General features: G+C 41.4%; 16 protein-coding genes and 1 tRNA gene. 5 read left to right on the top strand and 12 right to left on the bottom strand.

Annotation, left to right across the window (positions count from 1 at the left end; translation table 11 throughout):
- From H153_RS0104965 to H153_RS0104915, 11 genes are all read right to left on the bottom strand, one after another.
- Entirely contained in the window at nt 1-1197 is a 1197-nt protein-coding gene (locus H153_RS0104965) for an ABC transporter permease (RefSeq protein ID WP_022847044.1), read from the bottom strand.
- Nucleotides 1194-1883, bottom strand: coding sequence for an ABC transporter ATP-binding protein (locus tag H153_RS0104960; protein WP_022847043.1), 690 nt, complete (start codon nt 1881-1883; stop codon nt 1194-1196). Before H153_RS0104960 ends, H153_RS0104965 begins: the two co-directional genes overlap by 4 nt.
- Entirely contained in the window at nt 1884-3125 is a 1242-nt protein-coding gene (locus tag H153_RS0104955; protein WP_022847042.1) for an efflux RND transporter periplasmic adaptor subunit, read from the bottom strand.
- Nucleotides 3122-4363: a TolC family protein gene (locus H153_RS0104950; protein WP_022847041.1), complete on the bottom strand. Its 1242-nt coding sequence runs from the start codon at nt 4361-4363 to the stop codon at nt 3122-3124. Before H153_RS0104950 ends, H153_RS0104955 begins: the two co-directional genes overlap by 4 nt.
- Nucleotides 4364-4457: 94 nt before the next feature.
- Nucleotides 4458-4721 (bottom strand): GNAT family N-acetyltransferase, encoded by a 264-nt coding sequence (locus H153_RS0104945; protein WP_022847040.1) that lies wholly within the window; start codon nt 4719-4721, stop codon nt 4458-4460.
- Nucleotides 4711-5340, bottom strand: coding sequence for a 16S rRNA (guanine(527)-N(7))-methyltransferase RsmG (gene rsmG / locus H153_RS0104940; RefSeq protein WP_022847039.1), 630 nt, complete (start codon nt 5338-5340; stop codon nt 4711-4713). The genes H153_RS0104945 and rsmG overlap by 11 nt, the downstream gene beginning before the upstream one ends.
- Nucleotides 5333-7240, bottom strand: coding sequence for a tRNA uridine-5-carboxymethylaminomethyl(34) synthesis enzyme MnmG (mnmG, locus tag H153_RS0104935; RefSeq protein ID WP_022847038.1), 1908 nt, complete (start codon nt 7238-7240; stop codon nt 5333-5335). The genes rsmG and mnmG overlap by 8 nt, the downstream gene beginning before the upstream one ends.
- Nucleotides 7241-8008, bottom strand: a complete 768-nt coding sequence (locus tag H153_RS0104930; protein ID WP_022847037.1) for an SAM-dependent chlorinase/fluorinase — start codon at nt 8006-8008, stop codon at nt 7241-7243.
- A complete protein-coding gene (locus H153_RS0104925) occupies nt 7996-8628 on the bottom strand; it encodes a lysophospholipid acyltransferase family protein (RefSeq protein WP_022847036.1) in 633 nt (210 codons plus the stop codon). The genes H153_RS0104930 and H153_RS0104925 overlap by 13 nt, the downstream gene beginning before the upstream one ends.
- Nucleotide 8629: 1 nt before the next feature.
- Nucleotides 8630-9403 (bottom strand): TonB family protein, encoded by a 774-nt coding sequence (locus H153_RS0104920; RefSeq protein WP_022847035.1) that lies wholly within the window; start codon nt 9401-9403, stop codon nt 8630-8632.
- 26 nt (nt 9404-9429) lie between these two features.
- A tRNA-Gly gene (locus H153_RS0104915) sits at nt 9430-9505 on the bottom strand.
- A gap of 99 nt (nt 9506-9604) precedes the next feature.
- Here H153_RS0104915 and aroC point away from each other — a divergent pair.
- From aroC to gltA, 3 genes are all read left to right on the top strand, one after another.
- Nucleotides 9605-10756 carry a chorismate synthase gene (gene aroC, locus H153_RS0104910; RefSeq protein WP_022847034.1) on the top strand — a complete coding sequence of 384 codons (1152 nt, stop codon included), beginning with the start codon at nt 9605-9607 and terminating at the stop codon, nt 10754-10756.
- Between the two features lie 71 nt (nt 10757-10827).
- Nucleotides 10828-11673 (top strand): sulfide/dihydroorotate dehydrogenase-like FAD/NAD-binding protein, encoded by an 846-nt coding sequence (locus H153_RS0104905; RefSeq protein ID WP_022847033.1) that lies wholly within the window; start codon nt 10828-10830, stop codon nt 11671-11673.
- 3 nt (nt 11674-11676) lie between these two features.
- On the top strand, nt 11677-13071 hold the full coding sequence (gene gltA / locus H153_RS0104900) for an NADPH-dependent glutamate synthase (RefSeq protein WP_022847032.1): 1395 nt from the start codon (nt 11677-11679) through the stop codon (nt 13069-13071).
- A 25-nt stretch (nt 13072-13096) separates the two neighbouring features.
- Here gltA and H153_RS0104895 read toward each other — a convergent pair whose 3' ends face one another.
- Nucleotides 13097-13414, bottom strand: coding sequence for an MTH1187 family thiamine-binding protein (locus H153_RS0104895; RefSeq protein ID WP_022847031.1), 318 nt, complete (start codon nt 13412-13414; stop codon nt 13097-13099).
- A gap of 171 nt (nt 13415-13585) precedes the next feature.
- Between H153_RS0104895 and H153_RS0104890 the strand changes: the two genes are divergently transcribed.
- Both H153_RS0104890 and H153_RS0104885 read left to right on the top strand, forming a co-directional pair.
- A complete protein-coding gene (locus H153_RS0104890) occupies nt 13586-15796 on the top strand; it encodes an NADP-dependent isocitrate dehydrogenase (RefSeq protein ID WP_022847030.1) in 2211 nt (736 codons plus the stop codon).
- A gap of 60 nt (nt 15797-15856) precedes the next feature.
- On the top strand, nt 15857-17152 hold the full coding sequence (locus H153_RS0104885; RefSeq protein WP_022847029.1) for an ATP citrate lyase citrate-binding domain-containing protein: 1296 nt from the start codon (nt 15857-15859) through the stop codon (nt 17150-17152).

The raw sequence follows: 17152 nt of genomic DNA, 5'->3' as shown, positions 1-17152 counted from the left end.
TTAAACCTTTGACCTTAAAGATTCTACCGGTTCAAATTCTGCCGCTTTTTTAGCCGGTGCGTAGGATGCTATCAGTCCAACTGCAATTGAAAAGGCAACTGCAAGGATAAAGGCTTCAACAGGATAAACCACGGGTATGGAAAGCAGCGGCAAGACGATTTTAACGCCTAAGAGTCCTATGGCCGTTCCAATTATAGCTCCAAGTATTGCTATTACGACACTTTCTGCCATTATCCTTATGAGAATGTCCCTTTTTGTTGCTCCCATTGCTCTTCTAAGTCCTATTTCCCACTGCCTCACGTAGATATTTATGTAGAAAATACTTGAGAGAACAAAACCACCAACGACTAAAGCCGTTATGGATGCAAGTCCCAGGAACATTGATAGACTTGCACTTATCATGGACAGCACTTTTTTCACAAGAGACGGCGTAATTATTGTAAGTTCCTCTTTTACGTCGTGCCTTTTTGATAGTAGCTGTTTTGTCTCTTTTAAAATGAGATCGTACTCGTCCATGTTCTGGACGCGAAATCTTATAAGTGATATGTTGTCCTCTTTGAGTGGAAAGACAACCTTTTTGTATATGGGATAGGGTATAAAAATTCTGTCGTCCATGTTTCTTCCCTGAGGTGTTTTTCCCCGCCTTTTATAGACGCCAACGATTCTAAAAGGTGTTTTTTCAACTATAACCACTTTTCCTATGGGGTTTTGATTGGGAAAAAGGAAATTCGCAACATCCCATCCGACGATGCAAACCTTTCTGAAGTTTTTAAAGTCGTTAGGGGTGAAATCTCTACCTACATCTATGTGGTAGTCCCAGGAGGTTATCCAGTTTGGACCGACGCCAAAGCTGGTTGTTGTCTTTGCGTACTTTCCGGCAGAAATTCTAACGGGTTTTATCAGTCCGTATGTAAGTGCGAAGATGCCTTCAAGCCTTGAAATTTCCCTTACATCTTCCATTGTAAGTGTCATTGTTCTGTGTCTTGGGCCTGCTCCCATCTTTCCCGATACTATAAATATTGAATCAGGTCCAAGTTTCTGAATAATCTTTCTCGCCCTTAAGGTGCTTCCCTGTATGGCAGCAACAATCAGAACAAGAGATGCCACGCCCATTACAATGCCAAGCAAGGCAAAGGCTGTCCTAACCTTATTGTGGTATAGAGACGAAAATAAGTCCTTAAAGTAAAGCCCGTTCACTCTTCAATCACTCCATCTTTTATTCTGACAATTCTCTTTGCGTAACGGGCAACTTCAGGGTCGTGGGTAACGATAAGTATTGTTTTCCCCTCTCTGTTAAGTTCCGTAAATATTTCCATAACCGCTTTTCCGGAAGCCTGGTCAAGTGCACCTGTCGGTTCGTCGGCTATGATGAGAGATGGAGAGTTTATAAGAGCTCTTGCTATTGCAACTCTCTGTTTCTGCCCGCCGGAAAGCTGGTCCGGTCTAAAGGGTATTCTCTCCTTTAGGCCAAGGCGCGTCAGTATCTCCTCTGCCTTCTTTTCAGGTGTTGTATCTTTAAATACTTCTTTTTTTTCACTACCTTTGAGGTAAATTGTTGGTAAAAGGACATTGTCTCTTACACTCAGGTATGGAACAAGATAGAAAGACTGGAAAACAAATCCTATGTGTCTTCCTCTTAACCTTGATATTCTGTCGTCATCAAACGATGATACGTCTTCGCCCCGGAAGTAGTATTTACCACTGGTAGGTTTGTCAAGGAAACCTATTATGTACATAAGGGTTGATTTTCCAGAACCGGAAGGACCCATTATGGCAACAAAGTCACCTTCGTTTATGGTCAGGTTTATTCCTTTTAGGACCTTTGTTTCTATGTCTCCCTGATAGAAAGTTTTTGTTATGTTTTCAAGCCTTATAAGTTCCATTTACTTCACCTTTACCTTGAGTGCTATGGTATCGCCCTCTTTGAGACCTTTGACAATTTCCATGTACTTGTCGTCAGACCAGCCCACTTCAACAGGAACTTCTTTCACTTTTCCGTTAACAACCTTGTAAACCACGTACTTCCCTTTTTTCCATTTAACGGCACTGTTTGGAACAACCAGCACATTTTTCTTGATACCTATAATAATTTCGTTATGGGTTGTCATGTCAGGTTTAAGAAGAGCTGCCTTCTTAAATCCTCTTGCAACGACGATGTAGTAAACGACATTGTTAAGAACTTTTGGTTCCGGATATATTTCAACGACTTTTCCTTCAAAGGTTTTGTTTCTGTACGTATCAACGGTGAATTGAACTTTCTGTCCTTTCTTTATCTTTCCGATCTCTGTTTCATCTACGTATATCCAGTTTTCAAGCTTATCAGGAACGAGAATCGTTACAAATTCAGGTGCGTTCAATCCTGCTACCACGGTTTCTCCTTCCTGTGTTGAAACGTAGGAGATAACACCGGATTTAGGTGCATAGATGTATGAGTAGGAGAACCTGATTTTTGCCTGTTCATACTGGGCTTTTGCCTGCTTGAGTTTTTCCTTAAACTCTGTTTTAAGCTGTGAGAGTGCTTCTTTCTCTTTTTCAAGTGCAAGCTTCGCCTGTTTTACGGCTTCCTCTGCCGCTTTTAAGCTGTTTTTGGCATTTTCGTAAGCTGCCTTTGCCTGTCTGTAGGCGTTTTCTGTTGTGTAGCCTGTTTTGTAAAGGTTTTCCTGCCTTTCGAACTCCCACTTTTTGAGGTTGTAGTTTGCCCTTTCCGTTTTAAGTTTAAGTTCTGCAGATTTCAGGTTTGCTTCTGCACTTTTAACGGCAAGCTCCTGTGTTTTTATTCTCTTAGGATAGTTCTTTTCTATTTCTTTCAGGTTTGCTTCTGCTATTTTTAAGTTTTCTCTTAGTTCTCTGTTGTCTATTACGGCTATAAGATCACCTTTTTTAACAAAGTCGCCAACCTTTACATTCTCTTTTAAAACAGTACCGGATATTCTTGCTCCAACCTTTACCTTTGCACCCACCTGAGGTTTCATCATTCCGGACGCTTCAACTACATTTTTTACCATTCCCCTCTTTACCTTTGCCGTTTTTACAGGGATTAATTCCTTGCTCTTTCCCCTTTTAGCGATAAACACGCCTCCGGCTATCAGTATGATTATTCCTATCAGGGCTATTATCTTTTTCACTTTGATCCTCCAAGCATTCCAGCGCTTTTAAGTAGTTTGTAGTAAGCTATATTAAGGTTAACCAGATTATCGGTAAAGTTTTCTTCAGCATTTGTGTATTCGTTGTAGGCCGAAAGCAGAGATACAAGGTCAGAAACGCCCAGTTCATATTCATTTAGTGTTCTCTCGTAGGTTTTTTGAGCAAACCTCAGGTAACTTCTGGCATTTTCAAGGTTTGCCTTTGCCGTTTTGAAGTCGGTATAACTATCTAAAACCTCTTTTTTAATCTGATTTTTAAGTTTTGCAAGTTCAATTTCTGCCATCTCTTTCTCTTTTTCGGCAGATAGCGCTGCGTATTTTGTTTGGAATGAGTCAAATATCCTCCAGTTAAGGCTTACCTGAAAGTTGTAGTTTTCATTTTCAAATGACAGGTCGTGACTCTCTCTAAAGTACGATGCTGAAACAGTTACAGAAGGTTTGTTGCCGTCTTTTACAGATTGAACTGACAGTTCAGCGGTTTTTATCTTCAGTTTCTGAATTGCTATCTCTTTTCTGGTTTCTACTGCATTTTCAACAAGTTCCTTTACGGAAGGGACTGTCAGGTTGTCAGAAAGTTTTACGTCAGCTGTTATGTTCCTGTCGGTATTTAAAAGGCTCTGCAGTGCCGTTTCTATCTTTTCCTTTTCACTTTCTGCGGCGATCAGTGTGCTTTTTGCCTTTTCCACGTTTGCACGGGCTTTTAAGACGTCCGTTATAAGCACAAGTCCCTGGTCGTACCTTGACCTGGCTACCCTGTATATTTTTTTGGCGTTTTCAAGCTCTTTTTTTCTTAACGCTATCTTCTTTTCTGCTCCTTTTAATTGCAACAGGTAGCTTATTCCTTGAAGGTATATGTCTTCAAATGTTTTATCTATTGCTAATTTCTGGCTTTCTATCTGAGCCGTGTCAATTTTTACCTTTGTCCTTGTCTGAAAGTTCCAGATGTTTGCCGTTGCTGTTATTCCGGCGTTGTAGTCGTTTTCCCACGCTTTCCCCGTTGTGGTTGTGTACGGATAAAACCTTGAGGCTGAAGCCTGAATGTTGAAAACAGGAAAGAATTTTTTTAGGTCTGCTCTTTTCTGGAACTGCGCTGATTCAAGGCTTTTTATGGACTGTTTAACTTCGAGGTTGTTATTCTTGAGAGCCTCTTTAAGCTCTCCTATGGTCATGCTGTAGCCGTTTGCCGTTAAAAGAAGCAGCAGTGCTATCGTCCTTTTCATCTCTTCACCTTATCCTGTGAATCTTCGTTCAGTTGTGTATCAAACTAATACATTTCTCTTTAATAGTCAAGTGCAAATGATTGTTGTTTGCGTTTTATTCATAAATCAGCTCGTGTAGCTGTTTGCGTTCAAGGTATTTTCTTGTGTATTCGCAGAGCGGGTAGATTTTCATTCTCTTTTCCTTAGCCATTTCTACCAATTTTGCATTGAGTTTTCCGGCAATGCCCTTTCCTCTATGGGATTCAGGGACGTAGGTTGTTGTTACCATTATTATGTTTTGTTCAATCTTAAACTTTACAAATGCCTCTTCTTCTCCTAACTTGAGGACAATTTTTTCGCCAACAATTTCAGGTTCCAACGGGCTCCTCCTTTCTTATGAAGAGAAAGTGTCTCTTAAAGTTTACTCCTTTAAGGTCAAGATCTATCCTTTCAATTATAAATCCGGGAATCTCGCCTGTAAACGGCTCTTTTCCCCGGTAGATACACAGCACGGCACGGTTTTCTAAAAAAGGCTTTGTGATTTTAACAGCACTTTTGGGGTCTTCCACGGCCCGCATTGTTAAAATATCAAACTTTTTATCTGTTAACTCCTCAATCCTTGTGCACTCTATTGAAACGTTGTTAATTTTCAGTTCCCTTTTCACCTGTTCCAAAAAAACGCACCTTTTGTGCCTTGGTTCCACAAGAGTAAACGTTGTTTCGGGAAGCGCGATGGCAAGCACCATTCCTGGGAATCCGCCACCTGAACCAACATCTGCCACGTGCTTATCTTTTAAGTTAATTCCAGCTTTTTCAAAAGCTTTGATTCCTGTCAACGAATCAAAAAAGTGCTTTTTCTCAATCTCTTCGTCTGAAAGTATAGATGTGATGTTTATCCTTTTTCCCCACTTCTTTAAAAGGGATTTATAAATCTCAAGCTTTTCAAAACCTTCATCTGGCAGGGTTATGCCATTTAGGGCGCAGAGGTTCTCAAGCACCTTTTCCCTCTCTACGGGACTTCCATCTGTTTATGTAAACGGAAAGAATAGATATTGATGCAGGCCTTATACCTTCAAGTCTTGATGCCTGCCCGAGTGTTAGAGGTTTTGCCTCCTTGAGTTTTTGCTTTTCTTCCGTTGATATGGGAACAGAATCATAATCAAAGCCTTCAGGTATTTTTATGTTTTCCAGCTTTCTAAATTTTTTGACATCTTCAAGTTGTCTCTTTATGTAGCCTTCGTACTTTATTTCTATCTCTGTTTCTTCAAGTGCTTCTTTTATCGTTTTTTCATCTACTTCTGAGGGTTTTGGAAGGTTGACTATTTTAAGAAGGGAAGAGAGTTTAACTTCCGGTCTTTTTAGAATGTTGTAGCAACTGACCGTTTCTTTTACGGGTGTTGTTCCCTCTTTTTCAAGCATAGGGTTTATTTCTTCCGGTTTAACTTTAAGCTCTTTTAATTTTTCTATGAAAACTTTGACAGTTTCGTACTTTTTCTTTACTTTTTCGTACTGCTCTTTTGTGATTAGACCAAACTTGTAGCCGTACTTTGCCAGTCTGAGATCAGCGTTGTCGTACCTTAAAATAAGCCTGTATTCTGCCCTTGAGGTGAAGAGTCTGTAAGGTTCTCTGACTCCTTTGTTTACAAGGTCATCTATCATAACACCGATGTAAGCTTCGTCTCTTCCAAGAACAAATTTTTCGTCACTTTCCTTTGCAGTTAGCGCTGCGTTAATACCTGCAACGATTCCCTGTCCCGCTGCCTCTTCATATCCTGTTGTTCCGTTTACCTGACCTGCGTTGAAAAGCCCTTTTATTATTTTTGTTTCAAGTGTTGGATATAGGTGTGTTGGATCTATGAAGTCGTACTCAATCCCGTAAGCCGGCCTTATTATTTTTGCGTTTTCCAATCCCGGTATTGAGTGAATTATCGCTTCCTGAACATCGTAAGGTAAACTTGTTGACGTTCCGTTCGGATAAAACTCTATAGTATCTCTGCCTTCAGGTTCCACAAAAACGTGGTGCCTCTGTCTGTCGGGGAACTTTACAATTTTATCCTCTATTGAGGGACAGTATCTAACGCCTGTTCCTGTTATTAATTTTTTTTCACCATACATCGGGGAACGATGAAGGTTTTTCCTTATGATTTCGTGGGTTTCAGGTGTTGTATATGTTATATAGCAGGGTATCTGCTTGATTTCCCTTGGCTCTGTCCAGTAGGAAAAAAACGGAGGTGGTTCATCGCCAGGCTGCTCTTCCATTTTTGAAAAGTCAATGGTTCTTCCGTCTAACCTTGTCGGTGTTCCTGTTTTAAGTCTTGCAACGCGAAAGCCGTGCCTTACATAGAAATCGGAAAGTTTGTTGGCAGACGGCTCCCACATTCTGCCGCCTTCGAATTCTTCGAATCCGATGATAATTTTTCCCTTCAGGAACGTTCCGGCTGTAACTACTACCGCCTTTGCTGCGTATCTTGCCCCTATGTGTGTTAAAACACCTTTTACTTCCTGGTTTTCAACGATTATATCGTCAACTATTTGCTGTATTATGTCAAGGTTTTCAGTATTTTCTATAACCATTCTCATTCTTTTACGGTAAGCTTCCTTGTCTGCCTGTGCTCTTGGAGCTCTGACAGCAGGTCCTTTTTTCCTGTTGAGGATTCGAAACTGGATGCCTGTGGCGTCAATGTTTTTTGCCATTTCGCCACCCAGGGCATCAATTTCTCTAACCACCGTTCCTTTTGCCACGCCGCCAATTGATGGATTGCAGGACATTTCGGCTATTTTGTCAACATTTATGGTGAATAGAGCGGTTTTACATCCCATTCTCGCTGCAGCAAGTGCTGCTTCACATCCTGCATGGCCGGCTCCAACAACTATTACGTCATAGATGCCGTCCCACATTTAAAACTCCACCACTACTTTGGTTCCCCTTGTGGCTTTTAATAGCCTTGCGGCAGAGGCCATATAGGATATCAGCTGATAGTGACCTTCCGGGTTAACTGATATGAAAAATTCTCCTTTTTTCTTACCCCTAAAATTTAAAGAGGAGGATGTGATTTCGACGCCGTTTATTTCGATTCGCGAAGGAAGTTGTCCGTTGTATTCCATATTAAGTATTAGGTTTCCAAAACTGTCCACGTCTATAATAATGCATTCAAATTTTCCGGGTTCTATCTCTTTTGGAGACGGTATTCTAAACCTTTTGATGATTGAAAGTTCTTTCTGGTCACCAAGGTAAAATGGCGATTGGAATTTTGCAAGCTGGGCAGCGATGGGAGCAAGCTGGTTTCTTCCTCTGAAGTTGCCTTTTCCTTCAATGAAGTAGTGATCGGCAGTAATAATATAAACAGAGTCTGCAGGTTCTTCCTCTAACATTAAACTTGGAATGCCGTTGTTTGGTGTTACTATGTAATATTTTTCAGTTGAAATGATTATCAATTCTGCTGAAGGATCTGGATCTACAGCTATTAGAAAAACTGTTCCTGATGGAAAGTATCTGTAAGACCACTTTAGTTTGATTGCTGCATCCACTAAATCAAAGGGTCTGATATGGTGAGTTATGTCAACAACCCGTGCTTCGGGATTGTTCATGTAAAGCGTTGCCTTTAAAGTTCCAACGTAGGCATCTTTAAGGCCGTAATCGCTCATTACAGCTATCAGGTTTTCCATCCCATCTCTCCGTCTGTTTGTTGTGTAAGACTCTTTAAGCTTAATTCTAACCTATTAGCGAAAGTTTTTAAATCTTCATCTGTTTCTGGAATTAACGGTTCACCGATTGCAATTTTGCACTTTGAAAATGGGTAGGGTACTAAAAATCTATCCCATGAACCAAGAGCCTTTCCCCTATTTGTCGAGAAGGTTACCGGAAATACAGGAATTTTAGTTATCATTGAAAGTTTTGCCACCCCTGTTTTTAATTTTTCTCTGGGTCCCCTGGGTCCGTCAGGTGTTATCGCTATGCTGTAGCCGTTTTGAAGTGCTTTTACGAGATTTCTAAAAGCTTTATCTCCACCCTTTTTTATTCCTGTTGAGCCTCTTACTGTTCCAAAACCGAGTTTGTGTATTATTCCTGCTATTTTTTCTCCGTCGCGGTGTCGGCTTATAAGAACTTTTACAAGTTGCCCTTTGTCTTTAAATACGAATGGGAGAATTAACATCCTTCCATGCCAGAACATATATATTCCCGGGTTTTCAGGTGAAGGGAGCCTTGCTCCCTTTTTAAGGTGAATTTCTATTCTAAGTGTTTTGAGATATGCATTTAAAATCAAAGTAATGAATGTTTCCTTCACACTATTTAACCTCAAACTTTACTTTTAAGGTGAGGCTCTTTATTGGGATGTTTTTGGGTATTGGCGGAAATGGTGCAGAGTTGTAAATGGCGTTTATTGCAGCATCGTTGAAGAGGCTGTCGGTTGATAGCTTCTCAATGTTGAAAGAAGTCATTTTTCCCTGTTTGTCTATTGTAAAGGAGAGTTCTACCTTTAAGTCCTTTCGAGTTCCGGCGTAGGGGTTTTTCCAGTTGCTCATTATTATCTTTTTTATCATAAGCGCATAGGGTGCAATAGAGGAGCCTTTCACTTTGAGATCTGAAAAAGAATTTTTCCCTGTTCCGCTTGTGCTGTCAGAAATGGATAAAGTGTAGCCGGTATTTCCTAAAGATTTGCTGTTTTCTCTTTCTGAACTCGGTGCATTTTTGTTTCCGGTTTTATAAATATTTGTGGTTTTTATTTCGCCTTTTTTTAAAACTTTTGAGATTAAGCTGTTTTTAGAACTTCCTCTGCTGTTTTTCTTTGTAATCAATCCTGAGGGAATTTCAACTCTTATGTCTGCATTAGAAAGAGAGGTTGACTTGCCGGGATTACTTTTTAAAGCTATGAGGTTTGATTCGACTTCTGTGTCAAGGCTGAAGGCGTTAAAGTCTATAACTTCAAACTCTGTTGTTTTGAGTATGCTGTTTTTAATGTGAAATATGCTTAAAATGGAGGCGTGTATAAGAATAGAAATGGCGAGGGCAACAATATCTAATTTGGCGTATTCGTCCTTAAGAAACTTTTCCTGTTTCAATGTGATTTTCCACCTGAAAATTTTTATGGAGCGGGCGACGGGATTTGAACCCGCGACCCTCAGCTTGGGAAGCTGATGCTCTGCCAGCTGAGCTACGCCCGCAACGGAAGTCTTCATTAAAAATGATAGGATATAGAGGTTTAGAATTCAAGTTGTATCTGGCATAATTCCCTGTTGAAAAAGTTTTTTGCGGGAGGTAGCGTGGCTTTAAGGTTTTTTACTGCGGGTGAGTCTCACGGGAAAGGTATTTTTGCTTTTTTAGAGGGTTTTCCGGCCAACTTTCCTGTTGATTTTGATTTTATTAACGGTGAGCTTCTTAGAAGGCAGGGGGGGTATGGCCGTGGCGGTAGAATGAAAATAGAGAAGGATAAAGTTGAGTTCTTATCTGGTGTAAGGCTTGGAAAAACGCTTGGTTCTCCTATTTTGATGGCTGTTTGGAACAGGGATTATGAGAACTGGACGGAAATAATGAAACCGGAACCGGGAGAGCTTCCGGAAGAAAAGAAGGTTTTGAGACCCCGTCCGGGGCATGCAGATTTAACAGGTTTTATTAAGTACGGTTTTGATGATATAAGGAACGTTCTTGAACGGTCAAGTGCAAGAGAGACAGCAGGTAGGGTGGCTGCCGGTGCCCTCTGTAAGAATCTATTGAGGCATTTAGGTATTTTTGTAGGAAGTTACGTTGTTTCAATTGGTGAAAAGCAGGTTGACAGGAAACTTTATGAGGATATTTCCTTTAAGGAGCGGTTTGATAATTCCGAAAATTCGGAGCTCAGGCTTCCTGTAAAAGATGAAGCTATTGAAGAAGAGTTTAAGCGCTATGTTGACAGTATGAAAGAAAAGGGAGAAAGTCTTGGTGGTGTTTTTGAGGTTTTTGCTCTGAACGTTCCTGTTGGTCTTGGTTCTTACGTTCAGTGGGACAGGCGGCTTGACGGTAAGATAGCTCAGGCTATGATGAGTATTCAGGCAATAAAGGGTATTGAGATCGGTTCTGGATTTGAAGGAGCTAAAACGCCAGGTTCTAAAGTTCACGATGAGATATTCTACTCTGAGGAAAGAGGTTTCTACAGGGAAACAAACAGAGCAGGTGGATTAGAAGGTGGAATGACAAACGGAGAGCCGGTTGTTGTTAGGTGTGCTATGAAACCTATTCCAACACTTTACAAGCCTTTGAGGAGTGTTGACCTTAAAACCCTTGAACCTTATGAAGCTTCTATAGAGCGTTCCGATATATGTGCTGTTCCGGCGGCTGCGGTTGTTGCCGAGGCAATGTTAGCGATAACGCTTCTTGGTGAGATAGTGGATTCGTATCCTTCAGACGATTTTAGAAAGCTTCTCTCTTTCTTCAGGTAAAGTCTGATTTGGTGAAAAATGTAAAAATTTTGTAAAATTCTATGACAAAATTACGGGAATGAGGTGAGGACATGTACAGAATAGTCAGAAAACGGGAACTCGCCGAGAATGTTGACGAGTTTGTGATTGAAGCACCGGAGATAGCTGAAAAGGCAAAGCCCGGTCAGTTTATCATTGTAAGGATTTCAAAAAAGGGTGAGAGAATTCCCCTAACAATTGCAGAAAAAGACCCTGAGCAGGGAACGATTACTCTCATGGTTCAGAGAGTTGGTAAAACTACCTTCCACCTTTCATGTTTTGAAGAGGGACACGTTATTCCTGACGTTGTTGGTCCTCTTGGGAGACCTACTCATATTGAGAATTGGGGACATGTTGTTTGCGTTGGTGGAGGTCTTGGTCTTGCACCTATTCACCACATAGCTCAGGGTGTAAAAGAGGCTGGGAACAGAATTACGACAGTTATGGGCTTTAGAAGCAAGGACCTCATCTTCTGGGAAGATAAGATGAAAGCCCTCTCGGACAGGGTGATTGTTACCACAAATGACGGTTCTTATGGAATGAAAGGCCTTGTTACAGATGGGATTCAGAAATTGATAGATGAAGGTGAGAAAATAGATATGGTTATAACCGCCGGTCCTGTGCCAATGATGAAAGCAGTTGCTGAGTTAACAAAGAAGTACGACATTCCGACGGTAGCTTCTCTTAACCCTATAATGGTTGATGGTACAGGTATGTGCGGTGCCTGCCGTGTTACGGTTGGTGGTGAGGTGAAGTTTGCATGCGTTGATGGTCCTGAGTTTGATGCCCACCAGGTTGATTTTGATGAGCTTATGAACAGGCTTCGTATGTTTAAGTCATTAGAAGGTGAAGCTTTAAAAGAGTTTCAGAAAAAACACTGCGGTTGCGGAAGGGAGTAAGCCATGGCTAAGAGAGAAATAAGAAAGAACAGAGTTCCGGTTCCTGAAAGACCGGCAGAAGAGAGAATAAAGGATTTTAATGAGGTAAAGCTTGGATATACGCCAGAACTTGCCATGGAAGAGGCAAAGAGGTGTATTCAGTGTCCTACACAACCCTGTGTTGAAGGTTGTCCTGTTAGGGTACCTATTCCTCAGTTTGTAAAGCTTATTGCCGAAGGAAAATTCGTTGAAGCGGCCAGAAAGATAAAAGAGGAGAACATTCTTCCTTCCATTTGTGGAAGGGTTTGTCCTCAGGAAAACCAGTGTGAGGGTGTATGTGTCGTAGGAAAAATTGGTGATCCTGTTGCCATTGGTGCTCTTGAAGCATTTGCCGGTGATTACGAGGCCAGAGTTGGTATTGAAAAGCCTGAAAAGGCAGAACCCACAGGGAAGAAAGTTGCTGTTATTGGTTCAGGGCCAGGTGGTATTACCTGTGCGGCTGACCTTGCAAAGCTCGGTCATTCTGTAACAATATTTGAAGCTCTCCATGAACCGGGTGGTGTTCTTATTTACGGTATCCCTGAGTTCAGACTTCCAAACGAAATTGTTTACAGAGAGCTGGAGATTCTTAAAGATCTTGGTGTAGAGATAAAGCTCAACTGTGTTGTAGGTAAAACGAAAACTTTAGAAGAACTTAGAAAAGAATTTGACGCTGTATTTATAGCTTCAGGTGCAGGTCTTCCTTATCTGCTTAAGATAGAGGGACTTAACCTTAACGGCGTTTACGCTGCAAATGAATTCCTTACAAGAGTAAACCTTATGGGAGCTTCAAGGTTCCCCGATTACGATACGCCTGTTTATGTTGGTAAAAGGGTTGCCGTAATAGGTGGCGGTAACACCGCTATGGACGTTGCGAGAACGGCGAAAAGACTCAAAGGTGTTGAAGAGGTTTACATCGTTTATAGACGTTCCGAAGCTGAAATGCCTGCAAGGGTTGAAGAGGTTCACCACGCAAAAGAGGAAGGTGTTATTTTCAAAACATTAACCAACCCTGTGAAGTTTATTGGAAAAGATGGTTGGGTTGTTGGTATGGAGTGTGTCAAAATGGAACTTTCTGAACCTGATGAATCGGGAAGAAGGAGACCTGTCCCGATAGATGGGTCAAACTTTGTTCTTGATGTTGATACTGTTGTTCTTGCTATTGGTCAGGGGCCAAACCCGATTGTTATGGAAGGCGTTGAAGGACTTGAAGTTGGTAAATGGGGTCAGATTGTCGTTGATCCTGAAACCTGCAAAACAAGCCTTGAAGGCGTCTTTGCCGGCGGTGATGTTATCCACGGTGGCTCTACAGTTATTCAAGCTATGGGAGATGCGAGAAAAGCGGCTGCGGCTATTCACGAATATCTTCTTGAAAAGTGATTTAAGCGGGGAATTTCCCCGCTTTTTAAATCTTTTTAATCTCTCTCCCAATTCTCTTCTCAACAGATTCTATCTTCTGCTTCATTCTGTTTTTTCTCCCTTTTCTTATGTCAAACTTTACGGTGGAATAGATCCTGTTACAGTCTGGTTCTAACTCTTTGTACGCTTTTTTGATAATCTCTAACGCTTCTTCAATTGTATCTGTTTCAAACACAGTTCCCATCGGCGTGAGTTTATATTCTACCCCGGACTCATCAATCATCTTTATAATTCTGCTTACATACTTGCTTACGCTCTCTCCTTTGTCGGTGGGGAACATGGCAAATTCAACCAGAACGGACATTTTCTCCTCCTTAGAGCCCTTTAGTTTCAAGGTCTTTCTGTTGTCTGTAAAAAACTTGTAAAAATTTTGTAAAAATCATATAATTTCTCAAGCTTTAATTTAGACCTTTATACGATGAGAATGCAATGAAACTTACCGTAATGGATAAAACTCTTTAGGAGGAAGGAGACTATGGCTAAAAAGGCTACCATCGTCTGGACAAAAGTTGACGAGGCGCCGGCACTTGCAACTTACTCCCTGCTTCCAATTGTCAGGGCTTTTACAAAGGATGCCGGTGTAGAGATTGAGCTGAGAGATATTTCTCTTGGTGGAAGAGTTCTTGCTGCCTGGGGAAAGGCACCTGATGATCTTGCTTATCTTGGCGAGCTTGTATGGAAACCGGAAGCCAACATTATGAAGCTTCCAAACATTTCAGCTTCAATTCCTCAGCTTGTTGATGCTATAAAAGAGCTTCAGTCAAAAGGTTATGATATTCCTGATTTTCCTGAAGATCCAAAAACAGAGGAAGAGAAGAAAATAAGGGAAGTTTACGCAAAGTGTCTTGGTAGCGTTGTTAACCCGGTTCTCAGGCAGGGTAACTCAGACAGGAGAATTGCAAAGCCTGTTAAGGATTATGCCAGAAAAGCTGCAGAAAAGCGCAATTGGATGAAGCCTGTTCCTGAAAATTCAAAGAGTTACGTTGCTCACATGAAAGGTGGAGACTTCTATGAGAACGAAAAATCTGTAACACTTCAGAAAGATACAAAAATCCGATATGAGTTCGTTGATAAGAACGGCAACGTTACCGTTATGAAAGAGATAGAGCTTGGTGAAGGTGATGTTGTTGATGCTACTTACATGAACAGAGAAAAGCTTAGAGAATTTTACTCAGAAGTGATTGAGGATGCTAAGTATAACGATATTCTCTTCTCCCTTCACGTAAAAGCTACTATGATGAAAGTTTCCGATCCTGTAATGTTTGGTGATGCAATCAGAGTTTACTTTAAGGAGCTTTTCGAAGAATTTGGCAGGGAGCTTGAAGAGATAGGTTTTAATCCTAACAACGGACTTGTTGACCTTGAGAAGAAGCTTTCAAAACTTCCGGAGGAAAAACAAGAGGCTATTAAGAAAAAAATAGAAGAGATTTACGCTAAGCAGCCAAGGCTTTACATGGTTGATTCTGATAAGGGAATAACAAACCTCCACAGACCTAACGATGTTATTATCGATGCTTCTATTCCTGCCGTTATAAAGAACGGTATTCAGGGTTGGGGACCTTCCGGTGAGGTTGACGACTGCGTTATTACAGTTCCGGATAGAAGCTACGCAACAATGTACAGAGAGATTGTTGACGATATAAAGCTTAACGGACAGTTTGATCCTAAAACAATTGGAAGCGTGGCCAACGTGGGTCTCATGGCAATGAAGGCTGAAGAGTATGGTAGCCACGACAAGACATTCTTCCCTCCGGCTGACGGTATTATGAGAGTTGTTGATGAAGATGGAAACGTTCTTATAGAACACGAGGTTAACGCCGGCGATATCTACAGAAGTTGTGTTACCAAAAAGATAGCTATTGAAGATTGGGTTAAACTTGCCGTAAACAGAGCTAAAGAAAGTGGAGAGCCTATCGTATTCTGGCTTGACGCTTACAGAGCTCACGACAGACAACTTATTAGAAAGGTTAGGGAAGAGCTTAAAAAGTATGACCTTACAGGTATAGAATGGCACATAATGGCTCCACCAGAAGCTATGAAGTACACGCTCAAGAGATTCAGACAGGGTCTAAATACGATTGCCGTTACAGGAAACGTTCTCAGAGATTACCTTACAGACCTGTTCCCGATTATTGAAGTTGGAACAAGTGCAAGAAGTCTTTCAATAGTTCCTCTTATTAATGGTGGTGGTGTATTTGAAACAGGTGCGGGCGGTTCGGCACCCAAGCACGTTCAGCAGTTTGTTAAAGAGGGGCACTTAAGGTGGGATTCTCTTGGTGAATACCTTGCATTTGTTGAATCTCTGAAGCTTGCTTACAAGCAAGCCGGTGATGAAAAGATTAAGGTTCTTGCTGAAACGCTTTCCGAAGCTGTAGGTAAGTATCTTGAAAATGACAGAACGCCTAAGAGAAAGGTCGGGGAGCTTGATACAAGGGGAAGCCACTTCTACCTTGCTCTTTACTGGGCGGAAGCTCTTGCAAACCAGACAGAGGATAAAGAGTTGGCCGAGAAATTTGCCCCGATAGCCAAAGCTCTTAAAGAAAATGAAGAGAAGATTCTTGAAGAGATAAGGGCAACGGAAGGTTCACCAAAGGATATTGGCGGTTACTATCTTCCTGATGACGAAAAGGCGGAAGCGGCTATGAGGCCGAGTAAAACATTCAACGAAATTATCGATTCCATTTAAAAATTTCGCACGGCTTCTAAGCCGTGCCCTTTAAATTTCAACCTGTTAAGGAGGAAATAGATGGCACAGAGAGGAATTAGAGAATACGATGCCAAAAGAATGCTTTTTAACCACTGGTCTGAGTATTTTGACGGTGACTTTAAATACGATTTCAAATCTGTTCTTATAACACCGGAAACAGACCTTGATAAACTTCCAGAACGTCATCCGTGGCTTCTTCACATGCCGCTTGTCGCAAAGCCTGACATGCTTTTCGGTAAGAGAGGAAAACTCGGTCTTGTCCTTTATAAGATTGAAAAGCCAGGTGATGTTAAGTGGGAAGATGTTAAAAAGTGGATAAAGGAAAAGATGTCTGAGCCTGTTACTATTAAAGGGCAGACAGGTTACCTCACACACTTTATCGTTGAGCCGTTCGTTCCTCATGATGAGGAGTACTACATTGCTATGACGATGGAAAGGGAAGGTGACAAAATCTTCATGTCTGCCTTCGGTGGTATTGATGTTGAGGAAAACTGGGATAAGGTGAAGGAGGTTTTCATTCCTGCACTTGCAGCGGATGAGGAAATTAAAAAGCTTATAAGAGAAAATGTTCCTGCGGAAATAAAAGATAAGGATAAGTATGCAAACTTTGTTCAGAAGCTTTATAACTTCTTTAAAGACCTTCACTTTACCTACCTTGAAATCAACCCTCTTGCTATGACAGGAAACCAGGTTTATCCTCTTGACTTTGTGGCAAGGCTTGATGATACGGCTCAGTTTGTTGCTGGAAGAAAGTGGGGAGAGATAGAGTTCCCGAGCGGATTTGGCAGGGAGCTTACACCTGAAGAGAAGTACATTAAAGATATGGACGAAAAGTCAGGTGCTTCTCTTAAACTGACAATTCTCAACCCTGAAGGTAGAATCTGGACATTGGTTGCCGGTGGTGGCGCTTCTGTTGTTTATGCCGATACAATTGCAGACCTTGGCTATGTTGATGAGCTTGCCAACTACGGTGAGTATTCAGGTAACCCTTCAAGGGCTGAAACGAGGGAGTACGTCAAAACTGTTTTTGATCTTATGACGAGAAATAAAGATCCACAGGGAAGACCGAAGATTCTCATCATAGGTGGTGCTATTGCTAACTTTACAGACGTTGCCAAGACGTTTGCCGGAATCATAGACGCTATGAAGGAGTATGCTGATAAGCTTAGAGATGTTGGTGTCAGGATTTACGTTAGACGTGGTGGTCCAAATTATGAGCTTGGACTTAAGCAGATAAAAGAAGCGGCTGAAGGTCTCGGCCTTCCAATAGAGGTTTACGGTCCTGAAACTCACATTACAGCAATAGTTAGCAAAGCTTTAAGCGACAATAAATAA

The sequence above is a fragment of the Desulfurobacterium sp. TC5-1 genome, assembly GCF_000421485.1.
Classification (GTDB): domain Bacteria; phylum Aquificota; class Aquificia; order Desulfurobacteriales; family Desulfurobacteriaceae; genus Desulfurobacterium_A.
The sequence above is the reverse complement of the archived record's forward strand: the minus strand, read 5'-3'. Positions and strand labels throughout refer to the sequence as shown.

Coding starts and splice junctions, on each gene's coding strand:
- H153_RS0104960 (WP_022847043.1), bottom strand. CDS start 1,883: ATGGAACTTATAAGGCTTGAAAACATAACAAAAACTTTCTATCAGGGA.
- H153_RS0104950 (WP_022847041.1), bottom strand. CDS start 4,363: ATGAAAAGGACGATAGCACTGCTGCTTCTTTTAACGGCAAACGGCTAC.
- mnmG (WP_022847038.1), bottom strand. CDS start 7,240: ATGTGGGACGGCATCTATGACGTAATAGTTGTTGGAGCCGGCCATGCA.
- H153_RS0104930 (WP_022847037.1), bottom strand. CDS start 8,008: ATGGAAAACCTGATAGCTGTAATGAGCGATTACGGCCTTAAAGATGCC.
- H153_RS0104905 (WP_022847033.1), top strand. CDS start 10,828: ATGTACAGAATAGTCAGAAAACGGGAACTCGCCGAGAATGTTGACGAG.
- gltA (WP_022847032.1), top strand. CDS start 11,677: ATGGCTAAGAGAGAAATAAGAAAGAACAGAGTTCCGGTTCCTGAAAGA.
- H153_RS0104895 (WP_022847031.1), bottom strand. CDS start 13,414: ATGTCCGTTCTGGTTGAATTTGCCATGTTCCCCACCGACAAAGGAGAG.
- H153_RS0104890 (WP_022847030.1), top strand. CDS start 13,586: ATGGCTAAAAAGGCTACCATCGTCTGGACAAAAGTTGACGAGGCGCCG.
- H153_RS0104885 (WP_022847029.1), top strand. CDS start 15,857: ATGGCACAGAGAGGAATTAGAGAATACGATGCCAAAAGAATGCTTTTT.